The organism is Ktedonobacter sp. SOSP1-85 (assembly GCF_016587415.1).
Classification (GTDB): domain Bacteria; phylum Chloroflexota; class Ktedonobacteria; order Ktedonobacterales; family Ktedonobacteraceae; genus Ktedonobacter.
Genome location: NZ_BNJI01000001.1, coordinates 5398763 through 5416514 on the forward strand (window position 1 = coordinate 5398763; position 17752 = coordinate 5416514).

Here is a 17752-nt window from a genome sequence, read left to right on the forward strand (position 1 = left end):
TTGTACGATTATATCCGCGATCTTCACATGTCTGCCAAAAGGTGTACACATCGCTGCCGCTATTTCCCACATAGATCCATTGGCGATGGTAATAAACGCCAAATGCCTCTCGGCACGGGTACTACCGATCATCCCTCAAGAACTGGTAGTCCATGTCTATCAACGTGTGATAGCTTGGTCATGCTCGGCGGTTTCGTTGATGGTGAGCCCGGAGATGCTCAAGACACGATGCCAGAGCAGCGCGCCATCGCTGCCGCGCATGGCATGAATGCTCCCGTCATCAGTAGTGAAGTAGATGATGCCCTTTTCTATCAGCATGACGTTCCCTTTAACGCGACGGTGCCAGAGCAGCATGCCATCAGTCACGCGGCGGGCGTCCACTCCCCCATCTGATGTGTTAAAGTAGGTGAGACCATGGTCTGCCTCTAATCCGAAAGCGCTTCCACTGGCTGTATTGGGAGCGTGCCAGAGCAAAGAGCCATCACTGGCGCGCAGAAAGTCTCTCGCACCATTTTGGAAACAGAGGGCAACGACCTGGTCGTCAGCGTACACATACGCGCCCGCAAGATTGGCTGGGGGTAGGTGTTTGTGCCAGAGGAAAGAGCCATCACTGGTGCGTAGCGCGTCTAACTCACCACCAGGGGTCAGGAAATAGAGTGCTTCGTTTTTGATCGAGGAAAGGGTATCTGCTTGTACGGCCTTCTGGTTCCAGACGTCGGAGCCATCGCTGGTGCGCAGGGCTGCAACACTATGATCCCATAAGTCCAGGTAAACCATACGATTGTCTACTCCGAGGATAAGGCCGTCGATTTTGTGGTACCAGAGCGGGGAGCCGTCAGTGGCGCGGAATGCGCCCACGCCGCCGAAATCTGGTAGCGCATAGACGACGCCGTTTGCAACCCAAAGTCCTTGCCTGGCGACTTTTCGTTGCCATACGACTGTGCCATCGCTGGCGCGCAGGGCTTTTACCGTCGTCTCTTCGCTTACATAAACGAGCCCGTTTTCGACGTCAGGCCAGCCAAGCCCTCTCCTTTGCCAGAGCACGGTTCCATCACTGATCCGCAGCGCATCGACCATTCCGCTTTGTGGTTCTAATAGGAACACAACCCCATTGGTGCTGGCTACCGGATAGGCATCAACGAGCCCTGGGTGGCGCCAGAGCAGAGAACCATCACTGGTACGCAACGCATGTATATTCTCGTCTGCTGTTGTGATGTAGATCACCCCATCCAGCAGAGAGAGAGACTTTGGCACAAACGTTGGGTGAGCCACCACCGGAGTTCCCATTGGATGGGTATCTTTGGCCCCCTGAGGTATATTTGGAAGCCAGAGAAAAAGAAAGACAAATCCTCCCATGATGGTCAGCAGGAGCAGGAACCAGCGTATCTGGAATGAAAGACGTTGACCCTGAATGACTTGTATGCCCAACCCCTTGTGAACTGTGCCCGGTGGGTCCAAATCGGCCATTTCGACTTCAGTATCGTTTATGGTTTGCTCATCTTCAGGCGTACCCACGACTCACCTCTTCTACGGAAAAACACTTTTTCAGTACTTTCTCTCAAGAGAGTACAATATGTTCCTGAAGAAAAGCTGAAACGTGTCTCAATTGCACCTTCATCGCTAGGCTGCATGCAGCACGTTCACTTATCTCACGGTCGCTTACCACTGGCCATTTCATAGCTCAAGCCCTCCTAAGAAAGCGCTTTGCGTAAGCTATTAGCGCTGGTCCAGATAGGTGCATCATACTGGTGTTGGACCGTACCAAGTGGCATGAGAGCTTAGAGCCGTAGCACACCTTCAGCCACCGTCACGCCAGCGCCAAAGATGCGCACCTCATCGCCATGCAAGCGTATCTCAATACGGCTTGGCCGCATCAACTCATATCCCTGCTCAATCGTCACTGTTCCCGATGAGCTGATCCGACCATACTTTGCCAGGTAGCATGCGAGTGGGCCGGCCGCAGTTCCCGTGGCCGGATCTTCGACAATCCCCTCCGTGGGATTGAAGAAGCGTGTATGAGCAGCGGCATCCGGATCGACTGGGTCCAGGCTAAATAGATAGCAGCCTTGACCACCAACTGAGTGAAGATGTTGATACAGACGTTTCGCATCTGGTTGAGCACGCCTTATTGCTTCACGGTTCTGTACTGGAACAAGTAGATGTGCTGCCCCCGTGGAAACAACTTGCGCCGGTAAACCCTCTACAGCTAGATCGGCTACCTCCAGGCCAAGCGCTGCTGCCAACTCCACTGGATTTTTATGGGTGTCTCCAAATGATGGTGCTGTCTGTCTCATCCCGATAGTGGTCGGTTCCCACGGTGCACCCTCTCTTCTCTTTTCCGCCAATACTTCCACTTCTAGGACCTGTTCCCCTATCTCCTGTTGAAAGGTGGTCTGAGGCCCAGACAACTCCAGTTGTCCTGCTTCGGCCAACCACCACCAGGCCCCAAGCGCATTATGACCAGCACCTCCGACCTCAATTCCCACTGGGGTGAATGAACGTAGACGCCAATTGGCTTCCTGCCTGGTCGGAGGGAGTAGAAAGGTGGTCTCCGACTGGTTAAATTCGCGCGCGATCCGCTGCATGGTTTCCTGACTCAGGTCCTGTGCATTCACCACCAGCGCGAGTGGATTACCGTTCAGTGGCTCCTGTGCAAAGACATCAACTATGTAGAAACGAATATGCTGTTCTCTCATTGGTTTCTCCTTCTCTTGTCTTACGATGGCTCATTTCATGCAGTGATAACATCCTGTTAACCTTATTTTTTATCATCGGGAATGCACAAGATCTCGTGACGATTGTGGTGCATCCGAAAGCCCATCCAGCAGGCGCACGTACCCGTCTTCCATCTCTGAGAGGAACAAAAGGTAGAAGCGGGAGAGCAAAAGGAAGGCACTCATGCGCAAAATAATGCTCACAATGGCTTTCCTGATCTGCTTGCTCTGCGTTTCCAGTGTAGCATCATTTTGTGGTAAAGTGGAGAAAAAAATGAAAGTAATATTCCCAGAAAACTTCAGATACCAAAGGAAAAGCGAATAATGGCTTTGGAAACCAAAAAGCCTCTTGATGAGACAAACTGGCAACTGCTTGAAGCGTTGCAACAGAACGCACGCCTCTCCTACAGCGAGTTAGGGCAACGGGTGGGACTCACTGCGCCCGCCGTAGCTGAGCGAATGCGCAAGATGGAGGAACAGGGAATTATCGACCCGAGCGTAAAACCCTGGGCTTTAGCCCTAGGGATAGAAGCGAGTCCTTTGAAGGCGGATAGGGTGGTTGGGGATATCCCTCTCTTGACACTATCCACCTTTTACACTACACTAGAACAAGTGTTTTGGTACAGACACAACTGAAAAGTGTTTGGGCGTTGCAAGGTAAATCGTTCCCTTGCGTAAAAGCACTTGCGTACAAGTGTCCCTGTGCCCTCTCGGTGAGGTCTTTTAAGAGCTTCAAAGCCGCCTTGCCATCCAAGAGAGCAAACACGTATTGGCTCGGACGGAGCCTTCAGGAAACTTCGGTTTGCTGAGAAGCCCCCGGATTTATCCGTGGGGAGTCGTCACTAGGGGCTATCATACTGAGGTAGACCTCGCTCAGCTCGGTTTACCACTTGTAGCGATGGTTCGTTTAGTGCCAGCGGCGGGACTTCACTGTCGGAACATCGCCTCCGCTGTCAGTGAACTCCCAGAGGTGCTTGAGTGCTATCGCATGGCTGGCAATGATCAGGTATTAGTCAAAGTAGCTGCAACCTCGATCGATCACCTGGATAGCATCCTTGACCAACTTGCCGTCTATGGTCAGCCTTCAACCTCGATTACGTTCTCTCAGCCCGAAAAGCAGCACGTTATCACGCAGAAGATGCTTGAACAAGGGAAAAGGTGAAATGGTTGGAAGAAACTCGGGCCATTGTATTCACCGCGGAAGATCGGCTTCTGATACCCCAGGGCGGCCATTTTCTGCCTGACCGCATTGATGTTTGCCGTGATGGCATCGAGGTCGCCATAGAGATGGAGATCGAAAACATCAAAGTCGCTAGCACTTTCCCGTAGTAGGTAATCAAAGAAGTCTTGCTCCGCTTGCAGATCAGGATGCTGAGCGTCGGCGGATGGGTAAAATGCGTCAACGGCGCCGGCAAGGATCACCATAGCCTCTGGATCAACCTCTTTGACGGCACGTGAGAAGACCTTGAGGTGGTTCACATAGTCTTGCGCTGTTCCTTCCCAGAGCAGAGGGTTCGTCGGCTCATTTTCGCATTACCAGTAACGGACCCGCCCCTTGCAGTGTGAGACCAGCATACGCACAAAATGATCATACTGCCTTTCTAAATCTACTCAAATGTGCGCGAAGCCCATTCGAATAGATCCAATTGCTGCACTTACCCCTCACAGGAAGCCTCTTTGACTTCTCCGCTGCTTTGGGTCGCCTGCAGCACACCGCACTCCACAGAGGGAGTGTGTGGCCCTCGCCGGGCAAGGAACCTCGTCAAAATGTTCACCGCGCTATTCTCATCGCGATCCATGACGAGTCCACATTCGACGCAACAGTAGGTTCTCTTCCACAGCGGCATGGCTTGCAGATTCCCACAGCCACTACACTGCTTGGAGGTGTTGCGCTCATCTAAGAAGTGCAATTCTTTCCCGTACAATTGGCATTTGTACTTCAGCATTTCGAGGAAGGTGGAGAGTCCCCACTCATTATAGACCGCTCTATTGAGCTGCTTATTGCGCTCTACATGCTGTTTTGTGACCATTTGTCTCTGGGAGAGATCGCCAACCACAACGGTTCTTTCAACCAGTTTGTGGGCTATCAGGTGGGATGCTTTATGCAAACTATCCCGTTGTTTCTTGCGTTTTTTCTGGGAAACGCGCTTGTACACTTTGCTGAGATGGAGGTAGCAACGTGACTTTTTCTTGCATTTATCACGCTTGGATCGAATGTTGTCCAGTTGCTTGTTATGCCATTTTGCCCCTTTGAATCCGCCAATGGTGTAGACTCTGCCTTGCTCATTCACGCCTGTTGCCAGGGTTTTGATGCCAAGATCAAAGGCGGCAACATCATCAGTTGAACAGGGCTTTGATGGCCGCTCTGCCGGGAAGGAAGCATAGTAGTTGCCTCTGGCATCCCGACTGATCGCCACCTTTTTGAACTGTTCTGGCGGTCTCTCAGTGAGACGGGCAGTGACGTTGGGATGTACCTTTGCCCCATGCTTCCCGCCACCACCTGTAGGCAAGATGAGCTTGTCACCCTCACGTTTGAGGTACATGGCAGGATAGCAGAGCGTAAAAAAGCCGTGTCTTGGACGTACACGTGGAAATCCAGGCTTTTCACCTGCTTTCACCCTACGATAGAATGCTTTCATGGCCCCATCAAGGCGATAGTAGACCTCTTGAAGCAACTTGCCATACACCTGAATAAGCTCAGGATCATGGTGCTTACTTTCTTGTAAACTCCGTTTGGCTTCGTAGAGATTCCACTTCTCTCCTTCCCTGAGCCTCATAACCCACCAGTTGTACAGCCCTCGACATTTGCTTTGCATGAACTCAAGCGTAGCAGCGTCCTGCTCGCTCACGTCAATCTTGATCTTTTTGCAAAGCAGCATCTTTCATCACTTTCTTGTAGGATCTGAGTCCGTGAAGCCTGGCACTAAATACGGTTATGATGGCGATAAGATCGCGCACAAGCTCTTGCTCAGGAGAAAGGTGGTCACCATGAAGAAGAACCAGTTGGGTGTGATGCCGTTCGCAGAACGCCTCAAAGTAGTCATACCCAAACCGCACTAAGCGATCCTTATGGGCAATGATAATCGTGCGAACTTGCCCTAACTCAACCATCTCCATCACATGATTGAAGCCTTTGCGTTTGTAATTGAGTCCACTGCCAATATCCTGTACCCATTCATCGACAGTGATCTCATGAGCAGTACAATACGCTTGTAAGGCAGTCATTTGGTTGGTAAGGTCAGGCTTTTGTGAGACCCCTGAAACGCGCGCATAGACAATGGTACGTCCCTGTTCTGGTGCTTTGAGCCCGCGATACTCAAGATACTGATCGTGGGTGTAGTAGCGCCTGTTTGATTGTGGAGAACGATGAGCAACTAACTTGCCATCGCGGTCCCATTTTTGCAGCGTCTTGGTTGACTTGCCAATAAGCTTCCCAAATGCCTGAATGCTATATATGTTTTGCATAAGCATATTTTAACACATTTGAGTGCTTATGTCAAAACTGTTTTATTTCTCCTCTGGATGACGCGCCGGGGAGAGTGGCTGAAAATTGGTAGCATGCCGCGTGGCCCACGACGAACTAGATTGGAGCGTGATCCACCCCCTTATTCTGGTCTTACCGATCAGCACAAAAAACAGAGTACAGAAATATTCTGTGCTCTGTTTCCACTTCATTCGCTGTTAGGAAACACTCAATTGCGACCACACATGCTGCATCCGCATCATTGCCTCAGCTATTTCCGCCTCTACTGTGTGAAGCTGGCAAGTTAGCAGGAACAAGCCTACTCAGCTGGAGCGCACTCAATTGCTCCCAACATTCTCAGCGTGGCCTTCTGTGCCTCCGTCAAGCCTCGAACCCCTCCAATATTCAATCGCTCGTAGGGGCGGTCGCGGCGCAGCATGTGGAGCGACTCGCCACACTGTAGGTCCCAACGCACGATGCTTCCATCATCCCCGCAGCTCGTCAGCCAGCGGCCATCGGGACTCACTTTGAGGGACTGTATCATCCCTTGATGGGCCTGACGCACGCGCACACACGCTCCCCTGGAGACATCCCACCAGCGCAGCATCCCGTCACTTCCCCCACTGATCAGTAGCGTTCCACTCGAACTCCACGTCACCGCAGAGACCACCCCCGAATGCCCCTTTAAGGATCGTATTGGCTCACCGGTTCGCATATCCCATACCACAAGTTCTCCACTGTCTCTACTCCCGCAGCCAGAGGCCAACTGTGCGCCATCCGGACTCCAGGCCACGCTCATGACTGCCCCATGATGCCTCTGCAACTGTAGGATCTGGGATCCATCGGCTGTGTTCCACAGATACACATTTCCATCTTCATCTCCTCCGGCGAGTCGTGTGCTATCCGGACTCCAGGCCACGCGTCTGACCCAGGTTGCCTGTGCGTGTTTCATCCAACGTTGCGTGCGCGTTGCCCCATCCCATACCAGCACCCCCCGGAGAAAGGTTCCACTTGCCAGTTGATGCCCATCGGGGCTCCAGGCCACACCGGAGAAAAGAGTGTCAGGGTGATCGATGTCGTGTAAGACGTGAATACACGTCCTCGTGGTCGGATCCCACAAGCGGATGGTATTGTCCCATCCGCTACTGGCCAGCAATCCCCCATCGGGACTCCACCCGACTCCGTAGACTGTCCAACGATGTCCCCGCAATACACTCGGCATCCCACTGCTCATATCCCAAATAGTCACCAGGGTATCAGAGCCTGCACTAGCAAGTTGGGTGCCATCGGGACTCCAGTCAATATCATACAGAGTGGCTGCGTAGCCCTGTATGATACGAATGCATTGCCCACTGGCAACCTCCCAGAGACGCAAGGTCCCATCTTCACTACCGCTAAGCAGGTGGCGGCTGTCGGGGGTGAAGGCCAGGCCATTCACCACAGCGGTATGCCCACGCAGCACCATCCGAGTTCTCCCCTCCTTAGCATCCCATAGCCAGATCATGTGGTCAAATCCACCACTAGCCAGCGTCTGCCCATCGGGACTCCAGGCTAATGATTGCACCCGCTCCGTGTGCCCGACCAGTGTCTGGCGCACACGTTGGCTTTTCACGTCCCAGAGCTTGACGGTGCCATCCCAACTCCCGCTGGCTAAGGCGCTGCCGTTGGGGGCAAAGGCCAGTCCCCGCACCCAATTGGAATGCTCTAAGCGCCTCCGCAGGCAAGTAGCGGCTTGCGGTGTTCGCATCTCCCACCAGCGAAGTGTTCCCTCAAAGTCACCGCTGACCAGGAGCGTCCCATTCGGGCTCCAGGCGAGAGAGAAGATCGGGCCAGGGTGCGACAAATCCTGCAGATGGATGCCTTGCTGAGTATCCCAGAGCCGGACCGTTGCATCATGTCCTCCGCTGGCAAGCATCTCTCCATGGGGAGCAAAGGCCAGACAATTGGTCCCTTTCGTATGCCAAACCGACCAGAGAGGAGCCCCACTTGCTACATCCCAGAGCGTAATACTGCCATCAAAGCTCCCACTAGCGAGCAGGTGCGCATCCGGACTGAAGGCGAGGGCATATGTATTGGCGGTATGTGCTTGCCTGACGAGATGCAAGGTCTGACCACCTCCATACCACACTCTCACTTCCCCCCGCTTGCTACCTGCTGCCCAGTACTGCCCGTTGGAGCTTGTGGCAACCGCTAAGGTCGCGTCAAAAGCTTCGGTAAAGACGCTGTCTTGGATCAACGCTCCAGACAAGGTCGTATCTTGCATCTCGACACTCTGCAAATACGCTCCCCGAATGGCAAGCCCTGAAAGATCAAGTCCGCGTAGGTGTCCACGTAACCCTCGCAAGAGCGTGATGAGGTTGGCTGGCCCATAGCCCTGCTCCTCCTGTTCTCGCGTACGCAATTGGCTGAGCAACTGCAATAGTAGTTCCTCAACTGCTTTTGTCCCTTGATAGATGGCTTGGAGATGCACGAGGATTGGAGAGACAATCAACCGCTCTTGTGCTTGCCGCACATATTCCTTGGCCCTTGCCTGCTCGAGTGCATACCTGATCAGATGCTCCCACAGTGCATGCTGGATCTGCTCACTCACCTGCTCCACCAGCACCTCCGTCACATATTCCAGGATCACCGATTGTAAGGTAAACGTCGCCTGCTGCTTGCTCCGCTCGACCAGTGAGCGGCGTTGGAGCGCTTCCAGTGCCTCACGCACTTCTCCCTCTGCAACCGGGGGAATCAACATCATGTGCAGCTCGACAATATGCAATGGCTCGCGTCCAATTGCCAACCAGATCAATAGTGCTTGTTCTAGAGCCGAGAGTCGGCTATATTGCTCTGCAAGCACGTCGCGAATAGTGCTAAAGATGACCGTCTCCTGCTCCAAGAAGGCGCTGATCTCGCCCCCAAAGAGCTCAACGATGATCTCCGCAACAATCTTCAAGGCCAGTGGGTTTCCCGCATAGAGCTGGGCGAGCTGTGCTTGGTCCTGAACGGTGCCAGCAAGGCCTTTTTCCTCGAAGAGGTTCTTGCAAGCGTCCAACTCCAGCCCTCCGAGGCGCAACCCATACACGCCAACCTGGCGACGCTCCAATTGCTCGAGTTCGGGTGAGGCCTCCCGGCTCGTGATGAGCAAACAGCTCTGGTGTGGTGTTTCAGCCACCCGGCGGAGCAGGGTAGCGTAGTCTTCGTAGCCCGGACGATAGCGTCCCTCTGGATCATGCTCTTGCAGCAATATTTCCAGGTTGTCCAACACGAGCAAACAGCGCCGCGTCTGGAAGCACTCCAGCAGCAAGTCGATACATTGATCACTTGTGGATGGCAGTGCTGGTAGCGGTTGAGGCGAAAGGACCTGCAGACAGTCGGTGAGGAGGTCCTGGCAGGGGAGAGCATTGCGTATGGAGCGAAAGACCCCCATCTGGAAGGTGGGAGCCACCTGACGCATCAGGGAGACCGAGAGTGCTGACTTGCCGATACCTCCCATCCCCAGCACGCTCACCACCTGGCAGTGCTCCTGAAGTACCCATCGCTCAAGCTGCAAGAGCTCGGTCTGGCGCCCATAAAAATCAGACACATCGAGGGCATCTCCCCAATCAAAGCGCGATGAGGGAAGAGGAGGTTTCTGGGAGTACCTCCTCTTTTCGCTCTGAGCGACCCTTGGTTCGCGCACCGCAAGAGCAGAGGACGCATATGCTGCTGAAGCGAGCTGCGCCTGAATCCAGAAGGCAGTAAAGTCATCCTGCTGTCCTGCTGCCAGCCAGAGTTGTTTCGCCGCCTCGCGCTCTTGTCCTGGCGTAAAGGCGTGGCGCTGGAGAGCAAATGCAATCAACTGTGTGAGGTGTTCTCGCGTAGGTGAGTGCTTGCTTCGTTCCCATCGATGAATAGCCTGCTCGCTTATCTCAAGAAATATCCCTAGTTCTCGTTGAGTCAGGTTCATGTGCTTGCGCAGCGTCATGCAGAAGTACCCAAAGGAGCTCTTACCTGTGTGTTGATCGGAATGTGAATGTTTCATCTTCCCTCCTTGCTTCGCGCAGAGGTACGAAGGCTGGTTTCTGGGAAATGCAAGTCATTCTGAGCAAGAGCAGCCTCTGTATGGGAAGGATTTTGATCAGCGAGACAGAGACTGACCAATGCTCGGAATACGATGTATATTAAGAATCACATAACAAGAAAGAAAACACCCTGCTACGATAAATTATCAATCGCCCCCAATGCTCGTAGTGCAGATTTCTGTGCCACGGTCATCCCTCTGATACCTGTGATATTGAGTCGCTCATAGGGGCGATCTTGCCGCAACGTCCGCACCACTTCACCCGTCTCCAGATTCCATAACCGGATGGCGCTGTCATCACCACAACTGGCCAGCAGGCGCCTATCTGGACTCACCCTCAGCGCCTGCACCGTTCCTTCATGCCCCTCCCAGGTCGCCAGGCATTTCCCCGATGCTACCTCCCACCATCGCAGCTTCCCATAGCAATCACCACTTATCACTGCCTCTCCACTCGGACTCCACGTCACCGCAGATACTCCTCCACTGGATGGGCCCAAGGCGTGTACGACCTTTCCACTGGCGACCTCCCAGACTAGGACTTCCCCATCTTCGCTTCCTCCTCCGCTAGCCAATTGGCTCCCATCGGGATTCCACGCCACGCTCGCGGCCCTGCCATGATGCCTCTGAAGCTTCTTGAGCAATGACCCATTGGAGGACTTCCAAAGGTAAATGCTACCATCGTCGCCGCAGCTAGCCAATTGGCTCCCATCTGGACTCCACGCCACACCACGGAGCTTGGTCGGAGATGGGAACCCAATCCAGCGGCACTCGTACATCTGCATATCCCATACTTGCACCCCACGCATATAGCTTCCGATGGCCAGAAGCTGCCCATCTGGCTCCCACGCGATGCCCTGGAAGATAGTGTCAACAGAGTCAGGGTCCTGAAACACGTGGAGGCAGGTCCCTGTCGCCGGGTTCCACAACCGGATGGCATTATCCCATCCACTACTGGCGAGGCACCTCCCATCCGGGCTCCAAGTCACTCCATGGACGATCCAGTGATGCCCGCGTAAGACTCTAGGCACTGTTCTGCCGCCCACCTCCCAAATTGTGACACACGTGTTAGTACTGGCACTTGCCAACTGCGTGCCAGCAGGATTCCACGCAACGTCGAAGAGGGAGCCTGCGTACCCCCCCATAAGGCGTATACATCTCCCATCTGTTACATCCCATACACGTAACGTCCCATCTTCACTGCTACTGAGCAGGCTGCTGCTGTCAGGGGTAAAGGCAAGCGCAAGCACACCAGCACTATGTCCATGGAGGACCGCTCGATACCGGCCTTGTTCAACATCCCAGAGCCAGATTGTTGTCTCAAGGCCGGCACTGGCCAAAAGGCGTCCATCGGGACTCCAGGCCATACAATGTATTCGATGCGTTTGCCCTGTGAGTGTCTGAAGCATGCGTCCACTAGCTACATCCCACAGCTTGACGGTGTGATCCCAGCTCGCACTAGCCAGGTACCTCCCATCGGGCGCGAAGGCCAGGCCCATTACCCAATTAGTATGTCCTGTGAGGATCTCTATACACGTCGCTGGCTGCGCTCCCTGTCCTCCTTGCACTTGCCACAGCGAAATATTTCCATCGACACTGCCACTGCCCAGCAGACGGCTAGTGGGACTCCAGCTCACGGCATGTACTGCTTTGTCCTGACCAGCGAGCGTTTGTACACGTCGGCCAGATGACACATCCCAGAGTTGGATTGTTCCATCATCTCCCCCACTCGCGAGCAAGCTGCCATCGGCGGCAAAAGCGACACAGTTAACGCTATTCGTGTGCCACCCCATCCAGAGCAACGCTCCCTGCTCCAGATCCCACAGCTTGACGGTACCATCCCAACTTCCGGTTGCCAGAATCCGCTCGTCTGGGCTGAATGCCAGGGTATAAATCGTGTCGGTATGTGCCCGCCAGATCAGATGAAGGGCCCTTCCCTCCTCCTTCCACACGCGCACCTCCCCTCCCCTGCTGCCCGCCGCCCAGAACGTTCCCTTGCTACTGATAGCCACTGCCCAGATAGCATCGAGCGCCTCCGTAAAGACGGCATCACAGATAACCGACTCGGCAAGTGACGTATCTTGCATCTCGCAGTCTTGCAGATAGGCACCTCGAAGGGAGAGGTGCGAGAGATCGAGCCCACGTAGATGCCCCCGCTGCAAACGCAGCAGCGCGATCACATTTGTCGGTCCGTACCCTTGGGTAGCATAGTCACATGCGCGAAATTGATTGAGCAACAAAAGCAAGCGCTCTTCGACTTCCGCCTGCCCATGGTACACGCTTTGCAGACGTTCTAACAGCGGTGCCACCAACAACTGTTTCTGGGTCTGTCGTACATATTCCTTCGCATGCGCCTGTTCAAATCCATGGCGGATGAGACAATCGTGTTTGCCCTGCTGAATCTCATTTGTTGCCTCCATAATCAGCTCAGAGGTCATATATTCCAGTACGACAGATTGCAACGTGAAGCTACCTCGCCGTTGTCCCGGCTCAATCAGTGAGCGGCGGCGCAAACCATCGGCGGCTTCCAGCAACTGGACACGCGGTAGAGGAACAGCCAGCATCGTCAGCACCTCCTCAATAGTCACAGGCTCACGGGCAATTGCCAGCCAGCGCAGTAGGGTTTGCTCAAGAACCGAGAGCCGAGCGAATTGTTCATCGAGCAGGTTGGCAATGGTACCAAAGATTATCGTGCCTTCTGCGAGGAACGGCCCGATTTCACCGCCGAAAAGGTCGGTAATGGTCTCGGAGACAATTTTCAAGGCCAAAGGATTGCCTCCATATACCTCGATGAGGTGCGTCTGCTCTTGCGAAGTTCCCTCTATCCCTTTTTCTGTCAGTACCTGTTCACATGCGGTAAGATCTAAGCCAGAAAGGCGTAGCGAGCGTACTGGGGCGTGTTTGCCCTCTAGTGGCCTCAGTTCTGCTGGTTTCTCCCGCGAAGTGAGTAGCAGGCACCCCTGGTGCTCTGTCTCCGCGACCCGGCGTAGTAGCCTCCCGTAGTCTTCAAAGTTAGAACGGAAATGCCCCTTGGTCTCTCTTTCTTGCAAAATGGTCTCTAGATTGTCCAGGATCATGAGCACACGTCCCTTTCGTAAGTGCTCAATCAGGAGGGTGATCCGTTGTTCAAGACTGTCAGGCACTGTTCTCAGACGCTGTGATGAGAGTACTTGCAGACAGTCATCGAGCAGTGCTTCGCACGAGGGAGCATCGCGTAGCGAACGAAAGAGCGCCACTTCAAAATGCTCGGCCACCTGGCGCATGAAGTTGACGGCCAGCGCCGACTTGCCAATACCTCCCATGCCTAGCAAACTCACGACACGACAACGTTCTTGCACAATCCATTGTGTCAGGAGGGCTAGTTCCTGCTCGCGCCCGTAGAAGGCGGGGATCGCAAAAGCTTCACCCCAATCCACTCGCGGTCCAGCGACGTATTGAGGGATGCTTTCCTCATCGGCATTGATCGGGGTAATCGGTGCCGGGATTTTATGATGATACGAAAGATGTTGCTTGGTCAGCAACAGGGAGAGCCATTGCTCATCAAGCAGCACCTTCTGGTGTGCTGCTTTCCAGAATGCGCGAATCACCTCGGCTTCCTGATCAGCAGGAAAGGCTTGCTGTTGTACCCCGAGCTCAATGAAATGTTTGAGGTGCTCAGCTTTCGGATAGCTACTACCTGCTTCCCATTCTGCCACTGCACGTCGAGAGACCCCGAGGACTTCGGCAAGCCCCGCCTGGGTGAAACCGATGGTTGTCCGGAGCGTGAGCATCATTTGGCCGAACGCATAGTCTCGCTCACGGTAGAAGGATTTTGCCATCGGCGCTCTCCTTTCTACGTGATTCATTGGAGCAGCGCAATGTGAAGTAATGTGAAGTAATATGCCATCTAATGAGCGGTGACTTCATAGCAAAACATTGGTAGGCTTATTGTGATACGTGGACCTTCCAACAGGCCAACACCTATCTGGGATTGTAGAGAACAATGACGGGAGAACCTCTACAATCCCTGCTTCTTTCCTCTCTTTTTATCATAGCAGATTGCCTCGCGAACAATGAGGATCGACCGAAAGCACATCCACTTTCACAATGCTAGGCATGAGGAGCCAAAAGAGTTCTTTGTCTCCCATTTCCTGCTCTTCTGGATAGCCCCTCAATAGTCGTCATGCCCTTTGTGTTCTTGGGGCTAGTGATAGCATCCTTTGTCAAGCTCTTCTAAAGTTCTTCAGGCAACTGTAAAAACATGAAGCGAGATGAAGCGAGGTGACACCCAAAAAGAAGTGACTTCTCCTGCTCCCCCTTCTATACTCTCTTGGAGGAAGGGGACAAACCAGAGCGACGCGACGAAATCCGCTTGAGCTCATAATTGCTGGACGGTGCTCCTTACCAAGGGGGACTGAGAAATAGAGCATGCTTGGTCATGCCAGAAGAGGAGCAGGAGATGATAAACAGTAAAATATTAGTTGAAGAACAAGAGATGATAGGCAGTCAAGTGATGATGGAAGGGCAGCAGCGAAGTGCTCTGATCAATGAAGAACTATCTAAAGATGGTGTAGCAGAATGGCAGTGTCCACATTGTGCCTGGTGCCTGTGTGAGCAGGGTCTGGAATTAGGAAATGGCTCGCATGGGATTTGCCCACGGCATGCAGAGATGCTTCTGCGGCACTATAGAGCACACCATGCGTGCTGCTTCAGAGCGTAATAGTGAATGCACATTAGATGGGGGAAGAAGGGGCGTTGTGACAAAACCTGAGAGGATAGGTATTGCGATCAAATACCTCAGAGTATTGCTGCTGTGTGATGGGTGGGCATGAGATGGATACAACCCATTTCATCGCGCAGCATATGGCGGCGAGAAGAGGAGCATAAACAGTAATAGTGAGGAGGAGTACGAAATAATGCCTTATCTTTGTGACAAGGCGAAAACATCTCGGTGGACTGGCCGGGTAATGATCATCGATGACTCCCCCACGATTCGTGGGGTCATTGAGACATGCCTGAATTGTGAAGGCTTCGTGGTCCAAAGTTTTTCCAATGCAAAGGAGGCAATGCAATGGTTGAAGCAATCTGACACACTGGCTCCCGACCTCATGTTTCTTAATAGTGTTCTTCCTCATGAAAGTGGATATGGAGTGGCACGCTCACTAAAGTCGAAGCCCCAGTTCACTCATACTGCCATCATCATGCTCTTATATCAAAATAGCGTTGTGGATCGTTTGAAAGCGCGACTTGCCGGAGCGAAAGGCTGCCTCGCGATTCCTTTTGGCTTTCAGGATCTCCTTCAGGTGACCCAGAAAATCCTATCAGCCTCTTCATCTGAAAAATCGACAAGCACACGTGTTACAATCAACCACGAATATTCCCCTCTCTATGTCGTCTGGTTATAATAGCCTCTTTAAAAGAGAAGGAGCAGATGTTCCAACCAGTTCGCACGCAGTCCTTCCGGTAAGGAGAAAACCGCTTTTCCCACGGCCAGATCGCTCATGTGCATCGATTGGGTATTGTCAACTTGGTAGAGAACTGAACAGTGTGCCACTCTGGCTTCACGAAAACAAACTCCGCTGCTCCGAGCTATAAGGGCTTTCGCTTCCCACCCGAAATCATCAGCCACGCCGTGTGGCTGTATTTCCGCTTCTCACTCAGTTTCCGCGATGTTGAGGAACTTCTCGCACAACGCGGGATTGGCGTGACGTATGAAACAGTGCGTCACTGGTGTCTGAGATTTGGGCAAACGTACGCTCATGAATTGCGACGTCGTCACCCCTGTTGCGGCGACAAATGGCATCTGGACGAGATGTTTCTCACGATTCATGGCAAAAGGCACTATTTATGGCGAGCGGTGGATCAAAACGGAGTTGTACTGGATATTCTGGTACAGAGTCAACGCAACAAAAAAGCAGCCAGACGCTTTTTTCGCAAACTCCTCAACTCGACTTTGTACAAAATTTTCTTTGGCCAACGAGTGCCTTGAGGCTCTCCCCATCGAAAAGAGCTTCTGAAGAGCCCTAATTGGGTGAGTTGATAGAAAGACCATGTTGCCATCATACGGTTGTTTTTGCGTGCGGATGCACCACGGCTTGTACGTGCCGTGTTTTGTCGGATACCCGCAAGGGTCTCTACTTTAATGGTGCCAACCCCTTGCTCTTTCGCGTGATTCACGATTTGCCTGGAAAGCTGATGATTGATAGTCTTCATCCACCGAGCTTCTTTCCCCTTGCTTTTCTTGATTGCTCGGACCTTCTTGGCTTGTTGCAATTGCTTACGGCGGGCATAGAATCGGCGCCGCATATATCGAAGGTTTCGCCCGTTGCCAAAGAAACGCGTTCCTTTCCCCTGAATGTAGACCACGGCTGGCACTTTTACGCCAAGATCAACACCCATCACCCCATTGTGTTCGACAGGCAAAGACTTCTCGATAGTGAGTGTGATATCAGCAACCCACTTCCCTCGTTTCTTCTTGATGCGCAAGATCCCAGGCGTATCCGCATAGACGATACCTTCACAAGAAATATGCACTTGTTGGGTCTTGCCATCCATACACATGGGAAGAGGCAAGGTGGTCGCGCTCATCTGCCAATTCTGGTTATTCCACTGAACAATGGGCTATCTATAGCAACATATTACATGGACATTTATCCCTATTCATGATAAAATTATCCCATGAGACTGAGCCAATATGCGAAAAAAATGTCTGTGAGCTACAAGACGGCTTTCCGGTGGTGGCAAGCTGGGCGATTGGATGCCTATCAACTGGATACAGGCACGATCATTGTTCGTGACCCGAAACCCGAACAAGAGACTCCCCAAGGCATTGCTTTGTATGCTCGCGTCTCCACCACAGGACAAAAAGCGGACCTGGAGCGCCAGGTGGAGCGGCTGAAGACCTATGCTGCCAGCCGTGGCTATCAGGTGACCAAAATCGTGCAGGAAATTGCTTCAGGCATGAACGATTCGCGCCCCAAGCTGCTCAAGCTCTTGACTGACCCGCAGATTGGTAAGATTATCATTGAGCATCGAGATCGTTTAACCCGATTCGGTTTTGTCTACATTGACCAGCTTTTCCAGATGCAAGGGCGTACTGTTGAGGTGATGTTTCCCACAGAGACCCAGCCCGATCTCGTTGACGACTTTATCGCGGTGATCGCTTCGATGGCCAGTCGCATCTATGGGCGAAGACACTCCAAAGAACGAGCGGAGAAAATTCAGCAGTGCGTGGAACAGGTCATGAAACAGGAGCCAGCCTCATGACAGTTTTTGACCCGGAGCAAGCCAAGAGACAGTTTATTGAACTTCACGACAGACGCGATCGAGAAATTGATCAGCGGCCTGATCTTCAGCGCTTGATGGATCGAGGCCATTACAATTTCACGGTGGATGCTGATTACTCCATTCGAGAGCTTCAAAACGAAGCAGAACGTAACGGCTATTATCTGGATGTGGAACTGGATTTCCAGGCCATGAAGAAAACCTATATCTGTCGCCAAATGACACCTGAAGAGTGGGAGCAGTATGTGGAGTGGGAGAAAGAGGAATAAA

The 17752-nt window shown here is 52.9% G+C and carries 14 protein-coding genes and 1 pseudogene; 7 read left to right on the plus strand and 8 right to left on the minus strand.

Annotation, left to right across the window (positions count from 1 at the left end; genetic code table 11):
• Positions 1–159: 159 nt before the first annotated feature.
• Both KTE_RS22470 and KTE_RS22475 read right to left on the minus strand, forming a co-directional pair.
• Positions 160–1515, minus strand: a complete 1356-nt coding sequence (locus KTE_RS22470; protein ID WP_201384846.1) for a PQQ-binding-like beta-propeller repeat protein — start codon at positions 1513–1515, stop codon at positions 160–162.
• A gap of 263 nt (positions 1516–1778) precedes the next feature.
• Positions 1779–2696: a PhzF family phenazine biosynthesis protein gene (locus KTE_RS22475; RefSeq protein ID WP_201384848.1), complete on the minus strand. Its 918-nt coding sequence runs from the start codon at positions 2694–2696 to the stop codon at positions 1779–1781.
• Positions 2697–3038: 342 nt separating this feature from the next.
• On the opposite strand from KTE_RS22475, the gene KTE_RS47665 reads away from it, so the two are divergent.
• Together KTE_RS47665 and KTE_RS22485 are read left to right on the plus strand one after the other, a co-directional pair.
• Positions 3039–3350 (plus strand): Lrp/AsnC family transcriptional regulator, encoded by a 312-nt coding sequence (locus KTE_RS47665; RefSeq protein ID WP_236600520.1) that lies wholly within the window; start codon positions 3039–3041, stop codon positions 3348–3350.
• 166 nt (positions 3351–3516) lie between these two features.
• A complete protein-coding gene (locus tag KTE_RS22485) occupies positions 3517–3876 on the plus strand; it encodes an Lrp/AsnC family transcriptional regulator (RefSeq protein WP_236600521.1) in 360 nt (119 codons plus the stop codon).
• Here the strand turns inward: KTE_RS22485 and KTE_RS22490 are convergent.
• From KTE_RS22490 to KTE_RS22510, 5 genes are all read right to left on the minus strand, one after another.
• A complete protein-coding gene (locus tag KTE_RS22490; protein ID WP_201384851.1) occupies positions 3819–4193 on the minus strand; it encodes a hypothetical protein in 375 nt (124 codons plus the stop codon). The two genes, KTE_RS22485 and KTE_RS22490, sit on opposite strands and share 58 nt — an antisense overlap.
• A gap of 176 nt (positions 4194–4369) precedes the next feature.
• Positions 4370–5593, minus strand: coding sequence for an RNA-guided endonuclease TnpB family protein (locus KTE_RS22495; RefSeq protein WP_201384853.1), 1224 nt, complete (start codon positions 5591–5593; stop codon positions 4370–4372).
• Complete coding sequence (locus tag KTE_RS22500; protein WP_201381799.1) at positions 5565–6179, minus strand: IS607 family transposase; 615 nt, start codon at positions 6177–6179, stop codon at positions 5565–5567. Before KTE_RS22500 ends, KTE_RS22495 begins: the two co-directional genes overlap by 29 nt.
• A 317-nt stretch (positions 6180–6496) precedes the next feature.
• Complete coding sequence (locus KTE_RS22505) at positions 6497–10183, minus strand: NB-ARC domain-containing protein (protein WP_201384855.1); 3687 nt, start codon at positions 10181–10183, stop codon at positions 6497–6499.
• A gap of 173 nt (positions 10184–10356) precedes the next feature.
• Complete coding sequence (locus KTE_RS22510) at positions 10357–14037, minus strand: NB-ARC domain-containing protein (RefSeq protein WP_201384857.1); 3681 nt, start codon at positions 14035–14037, stop codon at positions 10357–10359.
• Positions 14038–14636: 599 nt separating this feature from the next.
• On the opposite strand from KTE_RS22510, the gene KTE_RS22515 reads away from it, so the two are divergent.
• From KTE_RS22515 to KTE_RS22525, 3 genes and pseudogenes are all read left to right on the plus strand, one after another.
• Entirely contained in the window at positions 14637–14918 is a 282-nt protein-coding gene (locus tag KTE_RS22515; protein ID WP_201384859.1) for a hypothetical protein, read from the plus strand.
• 247 nt (positions 14919–15165) lie between these two features.
• Positions 15166–15603: a PleD family two-component system response regulator gene (locus KTE_RS22520; protein WP_236600522.1), complete on the plus strand. Its 438-nt coding sequence runs from the start codon at positions 15166–15168 to the stop codon at positions 15601–15603.
• 140 nt (positions 15604–15743) lie between these two features.
• A pseudogene (locus KTE_RS22525) lies at positions 15744–16148 on the plus strand (IS6 family transposase); the annotation flags it as partial.
• Here the strand turns inward: KTE_RS22525 and KTE_RS22530 are convergent.
• Positions 16097–16786, minus strand: coding sequence for a transposase (locus KTE_RS22530; protein ID WP_307811952.1), 690 nt, complete (start codon positions 16784–16786; stop codon positions 16097–16099). The pseudogene KTE_RS22525 and the gene KTE_RS22530 sit on opposite strands and share 52 nt — an antisense overlap.
• Before the next feature lie 90 nt (positions 16787–16876).
• Here KTE_RS22530 and KTE_RS22535 point away from each other — a divergent pair, with 90 nt between their 5' ends.
• Positions 16877–17464 carry an IS607 family transposase gene (locus tag KTE_RS22535; RefSeq protein ID WP_201384353.1) on the plus strand — a complete coding sequence of 196 codons (588 nt, stop codon included), beginning with the start codon at positions 16877–16879 and terminating at the stop codon, positions 17462–17464.
• The gene (locus KTE_RS22540) at positions 17461–17751 is read left to right on the plus strand and encodes a hypothetical protein (protein WP_201384355.1); all 291 of its coding nucleotides are present in this window, start codon (positions 17461–17463) and stop codon (positions 17749–17751) included. Before KTE_RS22535 ends, KTE_RS22540 begins: the two co-directional genes overlap by 4 nt.
• Position 17752 lies beyond the last annotated feature (1 nt).